Genomic DNA, 12,720 nt, shown 5'->3' on the forward strand with positions numbered 1-12,720 from the left:
AAAAACAGGGCTCAATTGAGGTTATCTCTGTTTAAGCTGTTGCATTCCTGCTTCCAGAATCCGTTGTGCCTGCAGGCTTGTCTCTGGTGCACACAGACCCCAGGGAGTTTCTCCAGTCCTGACGCAATGAGCGAAGTGTTCGGTCGCTGTCTGTAATGACAAAACCGGGCATTGAACTTTGACTTCTGCCCCTTCCGGCTGGTCTGCGTTCGCCAGCATCAGACGCCCCTTTTTCTGCGGTTCCACAATATAGGTTCCCTGGGTGCCATAAATGGCGGTGGCGTAAGCAGTCAATTTGCCGACCTGTGACCACGAACCTTCGGCAGTGGCGATGCCTTGCGGATAATTCATGACGATGATGGCATTGTCCTCGACTCCCAGGGGTTCGGGGCGGTATGCTCCTCCGCTTGCCAGAATGGATGCGGGAGTCCCCATCAGACAACTGGCCAGAACACAGCCATAACAGCAGTAATCCATCATCGCGCCGCCACCATTCCGCTCTGGGTCGAATAACCATTCACAAAAATAATCGCTGCAGCCCAGTTCTTTCGGTCCTGCGTGTGCGGCGCGATACTTGACCTGCCAGAGATCACCAATTTCACCTGTCAGGGCGGAATTGACAGCATGCTGCATCTGAGGCCACCAGGCAAAAGGCCAGTTCACCATCAGGCAGACTCCCTGCGCACGGGCGGTTTCCAGCATCTGCTCTGCCTGCGCGAAGTTGGCGGCCATCGGTTTTTCGATCATGACCGGCAGGCCGCGATTCAGAGCCTTTAATGCCAGTTCTGCTCCCTGCTGATTACTGCTGAAGATATAGACGCCATCCAGTTCATGATTGTCGAACAGTTCATCCTCTGATGAATATGCAGGACAGCCGTATTCACCCTGGATTCGTTCCCGAAGTGGCTGATTCGTATCAAACGCGGCAACCAGTTCCGCGTTGTCTGAATGTTGCAGTTGAGGCAGATGGTCCCAGACGTGATCGTGGATCAATCCCAGAATTCCAATTCGCAGTGGTTGAGTGGTCATGGTTGTACTCTATAAAAAATGGGGTGACTGGATCTGCAGTATGAATTAACTTATCTGGTGATTTGCTGAATTGAGAAATGCTGTAAATCGATCTTTGATCTGCTGCACCTGTTCTTCAGTGTAAGGCTCACTGGGTGATTTTCCCCAGACCGGAGCGGGCCAGTACGGATCACTATGCTTTCGTCCGATCACATGAATGTGCAACTGACTGACGACGTTTCCCAGCGTGGCAATATTCAGTTTGTCTGGCTCACCGTTTTGCTGAATGAAGCGGGCTACCTGATTCACTTCGCTGAGGATTGCGGTCTGTTGTTGGAAAGGGAGGTTGGTCAATTCCATTTCTTCACAATGCGGAACCAGAATGAACCAGTCGACGAGTGAGTTGTTCAACAGTAGCAGAGTCGATTGTTCCAGTTCACATACAATGTGGCAGTCCGCTTGCAGTCGTTCATCCAGTTTCATTGTTCCAGTTCTTATTTTGAGGGGCAAATTATCGATTGATCAGAAAGGTTGCCATCTGATCAAAGAACGGTTCGAGAGTCTGTCTGATTTCGTCTGACAGTTCCACTTCCTGCATGGCGGCAGTCATCAGTTCCATCCAGCGGTCACGGGCACTCTGATTGATGGCGAACGGGGCGTGCCGCATTCGCAAAGCCGGGTGTCCTCGTTCTGTCAGGTATCTTTGCGGCCCGCCCAGGCGATACACCAGAAATTCCTTCAACCGATATTCTGCACCATCCAGATCGTCAGCAGGATACATCGGACTGAGTATCTCGTCGGTGCGGACACCACGATAAAATGCGGCCACCAGTTGTTCCAACTGTGTTTCTCCCAGGTGATCAAACAGTTCTTCTACCGAAAGCGGGCTCATGTGTTTCTGAGTGTCCTGTGCTCATAAGGAAAATGGATGGATTGTTTTAGAAAGCCCTCAATTGAGTGGCTGTGTTTTTAGTTGCGTATGGTATCTTAGATGCTGATGGGAAAGATTCCTACTCAACGGATGTGTCACCTTTCGTATTTCTACATGGTCTACTCTGAGGGATTCAATATGCGGCGCTATCTGCTTCAGATCATCATCATATCTGTGATTGTTGTCTGCAGTGAAAATCTATTCGCTGCAGAACCACTCTGGTCGGGCTTTGCAAAAAGCCCCTGGTTTGAAGAACAGTATCAGTATCTGCAACCGGGACCGGATGTTCGGGCGATGATCATGGCGCCTCGTCCTGAAAAAATAAAACCGGAGTGTCTCAATCGGGTGGTGCTGTTTACCACGCCGAACGGTAACACGATTGAACAGACATTGGGGTGTGAGCAGAAGGCTGGTCGAGACTGGCGTTTTGATATCCAGCACATTGCAGCCCAGCATCGTCAGTGGCAGTCGTTGAATGAGCGTGAGAATCTGATCCTGGTCTGCCTGGAAGCGAAAGGCTTAAGCTGGCCGGGGTGGAGAGCCCGCCATCCGGATAATCCTCAGTTGATTCGCGATGTCATCGCTGCGATTCTTAAACAGATTCCGCTCAAGGAACCACGACTCACACTGGCCTGTCACAGTGGCGGGGGAAGTTTTTTATGGGGATTTCTGAATGGCTCTGATACGATCCCGCCTGAGGTGGACCGCTTTGTCTTTCTCGATGCGAACTATTCCTTCAGCACCGCCGACGGGCATGGGAAAAAGTTTTCCGACTGGCTGCAGAGTGACAAAGGTCGCAATCTGATCGTGATGGCCTACGATGATCGGAATGTTCTGTTCCGTGGTAAAAAAGTGGTCAGTCCGACCGGAGGCACGTTTCGGGCGACACAGCGCATGCGGGATGAGTTTGAAAAAACATTCGCATTCCAAGAATCCGGAGCCGGTGATTTTAAGCTGGCGACCGCCTTTGAGGGGCGCATCCGGTTACTGGTCCATCAGAATCCCCGAAATCAGATCCTGCATACGCGGCTGGTGGGAGAAATGAACGGATATCTTTACGCCGTCATGGTGAATACTGTGGAAGCACAGGAGAAACTGCCTGTTTCGCCTCGCAGTTATGCAGGCTGGATTCAACCCGAGCCGTTTACCATGGCAGAGCAGGGGGCGTCTCCCTGAGAAACGTCTGATTAAAACAGCGGTTGCTTTCCGATAATGCGTCTGATGACCGCCCATTGACCGGCGTGCATCATCCAGTGGGAAGCTTCTCCCGCGAAAACACATCCCACTGTGGGGCCAAGGTAGCTTACCGATTCGGGAGCGGGCTGCATCAGTTCTTCATCACTGAACTTCGACAGTGCGTTGAGAGTGGCTTCACGTTGTTTGTGCATCAGTTCCACCAGTTCTGCTTTACTGAGGAAGTCGGCAGGATTGTCACTGGACACAGTCTCTTTTGTGTAACGCTCTTTGAAACCGGCGGGAAGCTCTGGTACCACGTCAGGGCAGACCTGTGAGGTATGGAACTGTTCGCTTTGAATCAGATGTCCTAGCTGCCAGTTGATGTGGTTGGATTTTTCTGCGGGACGCACCAGCAGGTCGGCGTCCGTCAGATCTTCGAGATACCCGTTTACCACAAAGGTAGGGAGTTGGAGAGAGGACTTGATATGTTCAGCGATGCTCATGGAAATGCGTTTTCTGTTCGAAGAGTTAAAAGTTAAACTGGATGTCTGTTACTAAAGTATGTTGACCGGTTGCTTGCGGGGCGCCCAGAGTGCTTCGGCGTATTTAACGCGACACGTCTGTCCGCGATAGCGGGCCAGTGTTTCTTTTCCCTGGAGGGCACCGTTTGTCTGAGAAGGATCGTATTTGATATTTCTCTGTAATGCCATATAGCGCCCCAGCCATTCCATGGATTTCTTCCAGTATTCTGTGACATCCACAAACGTGTCCGGTTCGAAGCCAATGGTGTGACCTGGACCATTATCGTAATGATAAATGGTGCGCGGTCCCCGGAAACGATCTTCATTCAATACGCGTCCGCCATGATTTAATGCAATTTTGCTCAGCTGCGATGCGACCGTGTGATCTTGGTGATGATCATACTCCCACAACTGAAGTGCGATGTCCGGCTTGATCTCGTAAACGGCGGCGGCAACTTTCTGTTTGGTTTCTGCGTTCGTATCATACTGATGCGAGGCGAAGTCGAGGAACCGGGTTTCGACGCCATACTCGCTGGCAATCTGTGTGACCGATTGACGGAATTCTTTTTCGCGTCCCTTAGTAGGAGGCCAGTTCCTGTAGTCTCCGATCAGAATGAGCTGTACCACGCGGTAATTTTTGGCAACGGCCTGCAGCATGATGCCGGGCACACCATAAACGCAGTCATCAAAGTGGGCACCAATTGCCAGCAGTGTTTTCTGATCAGCCATGATTTCAGGTTTCGTGAAAAAGTGCGGTCCAGTGGAAGTTCATAGGGAACAGGGAGACTCCCGTCTCTATGCTCAATCTTACACTGTTGGCAATTCCGTTGCCATTATTTTCATAGGCTTGAAGCACTAGCGATGTGCAGGCAGGGAGGTGAATCAGGAATGTGAGAGAGTACAGACGAACTTTCGGCGGAGAAGTTGCTGCAGCATGCAGATGTCAAGCGGTTTCCACTTTTTTCTGAGCGCTCTCGATAAAGTATTCCAGGTATTCTGTCTGCGATTTGATCAAATCAAAAAATTCTTCTGCTGCTTCCAGATTTTTTGATTCAATGATGTCTGTGATGATTTCACAGAGGTGTTGAGCAGGTGTATGGATATCAAGCGGAGCGGACTCGGAGAGTTCACCCAGAGCGCTTTTCAAATTGTGGCCAAAGGCCTGTTTCAATTCTTCCCGGTCGCGTGTTTTGTAAATGACACCTGTGATACCCAGTTTCTTGGCTAGTTCCAGTCGCTCCAGTTGACGGCTGTGGGACTGATTACCAGGTTGAAGTGAAGTGAGCAGGAAGAACATGGGAGAATCCAATTGTCCATCGTCGTTATACCGTTCCTGCTTTTGAACCTTGAGAAACAGATCCAGTCCGTCCAGTTCGCGCATCACGAGTTCTGAAAACATGATTTTAATTTCGCTGTCCATTTCCAGAATCGAGAGTGCTTCAAATCCGGAAGAGGCACAGATGACTTCATACCCCAGTTCCTCAAGCAGTCTGGTATGCACGTAACAGGTATAGCCCACTTCATCGACGACAAGTACTTTCATAGGCGGTTTCTTTCTGAGCAGTGATTGTGATTTGTGATAGCAAAACGCTCTCCCCAGCGAATGGGAAAACTTTTTGAAATGTGTTTATTTCAGATGGATTATGTCTGCAGTGCTGATTCGATCACGGGTTTGAAATAAGAGACAGTAAGTGTTTTGTTTTTCATTCATAGTTGATCCTTTAAAACTATAACACACAAATGATTTGAAGCAGATGGAATTTGATTGTGATCCGCATGGGGATACTCTGATGAAAGCCATCATTTCCTGAACAGATTATTCCGTGATGTTTCGGCAAATCAACGAGCATTCAGATTCGGGTCTGCCGAAAGCTTTGAAAACCCTGAAAATCCAGTTTGCCTCTACTGGCAGGCCGTTGTTGCCAAAAGTAAACAACATTAAGACTTCAAGCGAGAAACTATTTCAGAAAAAATCCAGTTCCGTTCACTCAGGTTCTGCTGCTGAAAGTCTGGACTTTGGCGGGTGTGCTGCTTACGATAATGTATTGATTCAGGGGGTTATCTTCGTTCAGCCTGTTACGGGTTGACGTTTTTATTATTCAAAAGACAAAGGGTGAATTATGAGTGAGGTCACACGACGCAGCTTTCTCCAGACCAGTGCAGGGGCTGTCGCAGCCACCTCATTACTGACTGGAACAGCGCGAGCAGATGTCAACAGTAAAATCAGAGTCGCTGTTCTGGGAGTCAATGGCCGCGGTCGCACACATATTAAAGCGATTGGGGAAATTGAAGGCGCTGATGTTGTACTGTTGTGTGATCCCGATGAGCAGGTGCTTGCCAAACGGGCTGCCGAGTTCGAAAAAAAATACGGACGCAAAGTTGAGACCGAAACCGATATGCGTAAGGTCTTTGACCGGGATGACATTGATGTTGTGACTGTCGCGACACCGAATCACTGGCATTCCCTGGCGACCATCTGGGCCTGCCAGGCCGGTAAAGACGTGTATGTCGAAAAACCGGGTTCACATAATCTGTTTGAAGGCCGCAAAATGATTGAAGCGGCTAAGAAATACAAACGGATCGTGCAGCATGGCGTCCAGCTCCGCAGCCAGCCTGCGATTCAGGAAGGGGTGGAGCACCTGCGCAAAGGAACGATCGGCGATGTTTATATGGCACGCGGCCTGGTCTTTCGCTGGCGTCCTTCCATCGGCCACAAACCGGATGAGAAAGCTCCAGGCTACCTCGACTGGAATCTCTGGCAGGGACCTGCGCAGGAAACCAATTTCTCACAACGTTATGTCCATTACAACTGGCACTGGACCTGGGATTATGGCAATGGGGATGTGGGAAATCAGGGTGTCCATGAAACAGATATGTGTCTGTGGGGCCTGGATGTCAAACTACCTTCTCAGATTACTGCAATGGGAGGCAAGTTCCTCTGGGATGATGACAAAGTGACACCCGAAGTTCTTTCCACCAATTACTTCTATCCTGAAGAAAATAAAATGATTCAGTTTGAAGTACGCCCCTGGATGACCAATGACGAAGGGGGAGCCTCTGTAGGTAATATCTTCTACGGGTCAGAAGGATACATGGTCGTGAAAGGCTATAACTCCTATGAAATCTTCCTGGGACGTAAAGGAGAGCCGGGTCCTAAAAACAGTGGTGACGATCCGGTTGTTCCTCACTTCACGAACTTCCTGAATGCGGTCCGTTCTCGCAAGGCAGAAACTTTGAACGGTCCTGTTGAGACAGCGCATACCAGTTCTGGTATTGCCCACCTGGGAAATATCGCCTTCCGACTGGGACGTCAGTTGAACTTCGATCCCAAAACGGAACAGTTTGTAAACGACGCGGAAGCAGATAAATATCTGACACGCGAGTATCGTGAACCATTCGTAGTTCCGAACGAAGTCTGATTGCAGTCATCACGGATAACCGAAAATGAAAAACAGCACTGGAGCCTGACTCCGGTGCTGTTTTTTCATGAGCTTCTCTGGAAATAAAGAGAGGCTGATCCACGCTGGCGCAGATCAGCCTCTGGCTAATTTTCGTTTGGATCGAGGTGATCCTCACGAGTGGTGGTTGTCTTTGACAACCCGCCAGTAGTCGCTAAGAACAACCACCTTTCTGGCTACAACAATAACTGTCCACTCAATCACCTCCTTTTCTTGGATAAACTCCCTGTTTCATCATCGGTCTGTAGCTCCAACTTGAACACAGGCTTTAGTCCTATCACACTGCGTGGGTGTGATACATTACTTACAACTATTTTTGCAGATCCCTTAAATGTGACAAGACCTATTTCCAGGGAACCTGCAGAAATTCTCATGAACGGGAAAACAGAAATCGGTAACATATTCTTATTGAAGAAGATAAGACTTTAACCATTCCTGCGAATTCCGGATCAATGAAGTCAGCCAGCAGACTCTTGTGTCTTCAATTAACTGGCTTCTTGTGTAGTGACACGCGAGTCTGAAACAGGTTCGCTTTGTTATTGATCTTCCGGAGCCATATGCGGTTCAAAGACGGTGCGTCCTGCTTTTTCAGCCTGCTTGATCGCAGCGACGGCTTCTTCGTAGAGTACCTGCTGGCAGCGCACCAGATTCTTCTCTTTATTTGGGGTAATCCGTTCGTAAACTCCCTCGCTGTTTAAGACGCTTGCTTTGGCGTTGTCTTCGAAGTAACTGTTGAGGATTTTGATTAATTTTCGATGACACTTTTCTTCTTCAACGGGTACGAGCAGTTCAACTCTGCGATCCAGATTACGGGGCATCCAGTCGGCACTGGAAATGAAGATGCGTTCGTCTCCACCATGATAGAAGTAGAAAATCCGGGCATGTTCGAGGAAGCGGTCGATGATGCTGACAACTTCGATGTTTTTACTAAGCTTGGGAACCCCCGGTCGCAGGCAGCAGATACCACGAATATTGAGCTTGATCTTCACACCGGCTTCCGATGCTTCGTATAGTGCTTCAATGATTTCGGGGTCGACCAGAGAATTGATCTTCGCCACAATTCGGGCTTTCTGTCCCTGTTTTTTTCTCTCCGTTTCATGATGGATCAGGTCAAGCAGTTTATCCCGCAGGCTGATGGGGGCCGCTTCCAGTTTCTGATATTTCTGAGGGATCGAATAGCCGGTGATTGAATTAAAAAAGTTGATGGCGTCAGACGCGAGAATTTCATCGTTAGTGAAGTAGCTGATATCACTGTAGATTTTTGCCGTGGCATCGTTGTAGTTACCAGTCCCAAAATGCAGGTAACGTTGAATCCCGTGTGGTTCGCGACGAATAATACAGCAGATCTTGGCATGTGTCTTGAGCCCTTTGACTCCGTAGATCACCTGCACGCCGGCATGTTCCAGGTTTTTGGCCCATTCAATGTTCCGCGCTTCATCGAATCGGGCTTTGAGCTCAACGATTGCGGTGACATGCTTGCCATGCTCAGCAGCGCGGATCAGCGCTGCCACGATAGGGCTGTGTTTACTCGTGCGATAGAGAATCTGTTTGATGGCCAGCACATCCGGGTCGATGGCTGCTTCTTCAACCAGTCGTACGACGGGTTCAAAGCTTTCATAGGGGTGACACAGCAGGATGTCATGCCTGGTGATGTTTTCAAACATACTGATGCGTGGATTGACTTCAGGAGAGGGTTGAGGCGGCCAACTGACATCTTTCTGCGCATCAAACCCCGAAGTGTCTGTCAGCCGCATAAAGGCCGTCAGGTCCAGTGGCCCGGGGATCCGGTAAACGTTCTCATCAAGGACCTCCAGTCCGCGTTCCAGAAATTCCAGTGTTTCCACAGAAACCGATTCCACGATTTCCAGTCGGATGCAATCCCCCTGCTTGCGCTGGTCGAGCATGTCTTCCATCTGATGCAACAGGTCAGAGGCAAATTCATCCTGTAGACTGACATCTGCATTTTTAGTCACACGAAAAGGGATACTTTCCAGAACGTGTTCGCCTTGAAAATATTGTTCAATAAACAGGCAAATCGCATCTTCCATAGGCAGGTACTGATAGCCACCTTCCGAGGGAAGGGTGATGAACCGGAATTCGGTTCTGCCAAAAGGAATAATCGCAAATCGGTCTTCTTCCGTTTTTCCTTTCCCTTTCCTTTTCTCATCGGGGGCCAGTCGCACGATGAGATTCAACGTCTGATTAACCAGATAGGGAAATTCCATATCTTCCGTGACTGCCATTGGTGTGAGTACGGGATAGATTTCATCCCGGAATACATGTTCGACAATCCGTCGCTGGGAATCGGAAAGTTCCTGGGGATTGACGCGCTGAAAGCCGGCGGCTGCCAGAGGAGGTTCAATTTCTTTGAGCAAACACTGATACTGTTCCACCATCATCTGATGCGCACGCAGGCTGACGGCATCAAGTATTTCGCGCGGTGTCAGCCCTGATGGATCCGTGCTTTTATTTCCACTGGCCTGCAGCAGATGCAGACCACCCACACGAACCATGAAGAATTCATCCAGGTTGGAGCTGGTGATGGCCAGAAACTTCAGTCGTTCCAGCAGTGGGATTTGCGGGTCATGGGCTTCATCCAGAACCCGTTGGTTGAATTCCAGCCAGCTGAGTTCTCTGTTGATAAAATTTGTTGTTTTGTTGGCCATGGTCAACCTGTTATTTCAGTATGTCATGTGAGTGAAGTAAAGCTTAATCGTCGTTTGGAAATCTCATCAGGCAGGGCTACTGTTTCTTCCTCAAGTGAACTTTTAACCCGAAGACTTCTTCAAACAACGGGCCTTTTTCAACGAGCGCGATTTGTTCCAGCGAGACGTCTTCCACATGGGGGATCGAGATGATTAATTGTCCCTGGTCAATCTCGCAATCAATTTCCTGAACCCGTTGACTGTAGGAATAATCCAAAGCGTCAGCGACTCGCAGGATGGCGGCCATTTTAGCGATGGCAATGCGGCTGACACGATCCAGTGCGGAATATCCGGGGTGCGTATCTTTGGGTGAAGCCCGGCGATGATATCGGGCAATCAACGCGACCATCAGCAGATCGGTTTGCCCCAGCCCAAACAGATTTCCGTTGCTGATCAGGTACATTGAATGTTTGTGGTAACCGCGTTGATTTACATAGATCCCGATCTCATGCAGGTAGGCCGCAATATACAACAACAATCGATTTCGCGCGTCGAGTTTGTGTTCATTCTGCAAAGACTGGAACAGGGTATCTGCCAGAAAGGCAACATGGCTTGCATGGGTCTGGTCAAAGTCGAAACGTTTTCCAAAATCAATGGTAGAACGAAGCACCTGCTGATTGAACTCTTCTGACCAGTTACTCTGGTCGGCCATTTCTTTCAAAAGACCATCACGAAAGTTGGCTTTGGTGACATAGATATGTTTTTGCTGATAAGCTTCTGCCAGCTTGGTATAAGCGAGTAGTGCCGGTCCGAGAGTTTCTGCGTCAGTGAAGGACAGATGGTACTCCTGGACCAGTTCGTCTTCGTTTTTCTGCAGGATTTTATCAGTAAACTTACTGAGTTCAGATACCTTGAGCCGATCCAGCTCATCGGGGGAGTTGCCAGGATCCGGAATTTCATCATCAGGCCGGAGTTGGGCCAATGCAAAACGGACATCGCCTCCCAGTACGACCAGTTTGACTGATTTATTGCCGGGAACTTCATGAACAATCTGCTGAATCACACGTTCAATCTGATTCTCCATGATTGTGCGTTCCTTTGAGAAGGGAACGCGGTATCCCTTAAGCATTTCCCGTAGCCGCAAAGCCCCCAGTCGATAGTTTCCGGAGAACAGGACATCACCTTTCTGCACGAGCAGCAGTTCGGTTGTGCCTCCACCAATTTCCGTAACAATGGTTTGTGCTTCGTCCAGGTTGGGTTTAGCCGCCAGGTAGGGACGAATCCCCTGGTAGGTAATTCGATTCACTTCGGCTTCATCAAGGGGGGAGACTTCAAACCCGGTCGCAATGAAAATCCGGTCTGTGAACGCCAGGCGATTGTCAGCTTCGCGGACAGCGCTGGTCGCAGCAACCCGAATCTGATCATCGCGTGTGATCTGGTATTCATCCAGGCGTCGACGATAGCTTTTGAGGATCCGCACACACTCTTCCATCGTGGACTTCTGAATATTCCGCGTTTGAAATGTGTCTTTCCCCAGGGTCACCGCCTGGGAGAGTCGTTCCAATGCGTACACAGAGCCATCTTCTTTGATCTCAGCAATAGCCATGCGAATGGCGCCTGTACCAATATCGATGACGGCGATCAATTGAATTGTGCCAGGCTCGGATCGACTGGAACCCGTTGATGCCTCAGCCGGCGGTGAATCTTTTGTGTTCATACCTGCGTTTCAATTCTCACCGAAGAGTTTTGCTGAATTACGTTCTGAGCCCAGGCGGCAGCTCCCATGACTGAGGAGTCATCCCCCAGTTGAGCGGCAACGACTTTGAATGAGTCTTTGAAGGTCGGCATTACATTGCGCCGGGTGGCTTCGGTCACCGCCGGTACAATCAGCTCGGGCATGGCTTCCACCAGGCCGCCTCCCAGAACAATGATTTCCGGGGAAAAAGTGTGGACCAGGTTTCCGGCAGCAATCCCAATATATTCAGCAGCCCGCAGGATGATTTTTTTGACACTCTCGTCACCTCCTTTGATCGCTGATGCGAGGATCCCACTGCGAATATCCGACAGGTCCGTACCCACCATGGAACGCAGGACCGGCGCATCTCCACGGTAAGCAGCCTGTGCTGCCGCGGCTGAGATTGCCAGGCGACTTGCCAGAACTTCGAGGCATCCGTGTTGGCCACACCCGCATTCGGGGCCTTCCGGCAGGACTTTAATATGTCCAATTTCCATGCAGGAACTTTTACTACCCTGGATCAATTGTCCATGGTAGACGGCACCGCCGCCAATTCCGGTTCCCGGGAAAATTCCCATGACAGATTGGGCACCTCTGCCAGCTCCGAAACGGTATTCGCCGTAGACGCCGGCATCGACATCGTTACAGATCACAACCGGACAACCGAACTCTTTTTCCAGTACGTCTTTAACGGGAGCATTATACCAGCCCAGGTTGGGAGCTTCGAAAATAATCCCCGCTTTCAGTTCCAGCGGGCCAGGACACCCGACACCGATGCCTGCCAGTTCATGGGGAGTCAGACCGGCTTCTTCCAAAGCCTGATGAATCGTCTGGACCATGCGTTCCAGCCCCATTTCTACCCCTGTATGCCCTTTGGTCTTTCTCCGTTTTTTTCCTAGAGTTTTGTATTGAGCGTCAAATATTTTGGCAAGCATTTTGGTGCCACCCAGGTCGAAGCCGGCCCAGTATCGGCTGGTGGTTTCAACGGAATCTGCAGACATGAATTTGTTTTCTATGCTTGAAGGACTTACTCTCCGCTCAAAAGTGGTCAACGGAAAGCGTAAACAGTTTTCACTCGATTGCATTCTACCTGCTGTCATTATAGCAAGTCGTTTTTATCTCGTGTATTCTGATGTATTTAGAACTCAATAAACAAGGGGGGAGTCTGAGAATTCTATTTCCAGTGAATACCGAGGTCTTTTCGGTCTTGCTGTATCAATAACTGAGAAATCCAGCAGGAATGGCG

At 49.7% G+C, this 12,720-nt stretch carries 11 protein-coding genes; 2 read left to right on the forward strand and 9 right to left on the reverse strand.

The features are described 5' to 3' along the window. Positions 1-21: 21 nt before the first annotated feature. From ACN0YH_RS19155 to ACN0YH_RS19165, 3 genes are read right to left on the reverse strand one after another with little or no spacing between them, the layout of a single operon-like run. Positions 22-1,029: a Gfo/Idh/MocA family protein gene (locus ACN0YH_RS19155; RefSeq protein ID WP_417381193.1), complete on the reverse strand. Its 1,008-nt coding sequence runs from the start codon at positions 1,027-1,029 to the stop codon at positions 22-24. 45 nt (positions 1,030-1,074) lie between these two features. After that, positions 1,075-1,491, reverse strand: a complete 417-nt coding sequence (locus ACN0YH_RS19160) for an HIT family protein (protein WP_417381194.1) — start codon at positions 1,489-1,491, stop codon at positions 1,075-1,077. A 28-nt stretch (positions 1,492-1,519) separates the two neighbouring features. Then, positions 1,520-1,900 (reverse strand): globin, encoded by a 381-nt coding sequence (locus tag ACN0YH_RS19165; protein ID WP_417381195.1) that lies wholly within the window; start codon positions 1,898-1,900, stop codon positions 1,520-1,522. A gap of 177 nt (positions 1,901-2,077) precedes the next feature. On the opposite strand from ACN0YH_RS19165, the gene ACN0YH_RS19170 reads away from it, so the two are divergent. Continuing rightward, positions 2,078-3,115 carry a hypothetical protein gene (locus ACN0YH_RS19170; RefSeq protein ID WP_417381196.1) on the forward strand — a complete coding sequence of 346 codons (1,038 nt, stop codon included), beginning with the start codon at positions 2,078-2,080 and terminating at the stop codon, positions 3,113-3,115. A gap of 11 nt (positions 3,116-3,126) precedes the next feature. On the opposite strand, the gene ACN0YH_RS19175 is transcribed toward ACN0YH_RS19170, so the two are convergent. The 3 genes from ACN0YH_RS19175 to ACN0YH_RS19185 form a co-directional block, all read right to left on the reverse strand. Then, positions 3,127-3,618, reverse strand: coding sequence for a DinB family protein (locus ACN0YH_RS19175; RefSeq protein WP_417381197.1), 492 nt, complete (start codon positions 3,616-3,618; stop codon positions 3,127-3,129). 51 nt (positions 3,619-3,669) lie between these two features. Continuing rightward, complete coding sequence (locus ACN0YH_RS19180; protein ID WP_417381198.1) at positions 3,670-4,365, reverse strand: PIG-L deacetylase family protein; 696 nt, start codon at positions 4,363-4,365, stop codon at positions 3,670-3,672. 214 nt (positions 4,366-4,579) lie between these two features. Continuing rightward, on the reverse strand, positions 4,580-5,179 hold the full coding sequence (locus ACN0YH_RS19185) for a response regulator (protein WP_417381199.1): 600 nt from the start codon (positions 5,177-5,179) through the stop codon (positions 4,580-4,582). Between the two features lie 577 nt (positions 5,180-5,756). On the opposite strand from ACN0YH_RS19185, the gene ACN0YH_RS19190 reads away from it, so the two are divergent. Then, on the forward strand, positions 5,757-7,055 hold the full coding sequence (locus ACN0YH_RS19190; protein ID WP_417381200.1) for a Gfo/Idh/MocA family oxidoreductase: 1,299 nt from the start codon (positions 5,757-5,759) through the stop codon (positions 7,053-7,055). A gap of 575 nt (positions 7,056-7,630) precedes the next feature. Here ACN0YH_RS19190 and ppk1 read toward each other — a convergent pair. From ppk1 to ACN0YH_RS19205, 3 genes are all read right to left on the reverse strand, one after another. After that, positions 7,631-9,760: a polyphosphate kinase 1 gene (gene ppk1, locus ACN0YH_RS19195; RefSeq protein WP_417381201.1), complete on the reverse strand. Its 2,130-nt coding sequence runs from the start codon at positions 9,758-9,760 to the stop codon at positions 7,631-7,633. A gap of 76 nt (positions 9,761-9,836) precedes the next feature. Then, positions 9,837-11,456 carry an exopolyphosphatase gene (locus ACN0YH_RS19200; protein ID WP_417381202.1) on the reverse strand — a complete coding sequence of 540 codons (1,620 nt, stop codon included), beginning with the start codon at positions 11,454-11,456 and terminating at the stop codon, positions 9,837-9,839. Beyond that, on the reverse strand, positions 11,453-12,475 hold the full coding sequence (locus ACN0YH_RS19205; RefSeq protein ID WP_417381203.1) for an ROK family protein: 1,023 nt from the start codon (positions 12,473-12,475) through the stop codon (positions 11,453-11,455). The genes ACN0YH_RS19200 and ACN0YH_RS19205 overlap by 4 nt, the downstream gene beginning before the upstream one ends. Positions 12,476-12,720 lie beyond the last annotated feature (245 nt).

The sequence above is a fragment of the Gimesia sp. genome (genome assembly GCF_048262075.1).
Classification (GTDB): domain Bacteria; phylum Planctomycetota; class Planctomycetia; order Planctomycetales; family Planctomycetaceae; genus Gimesia.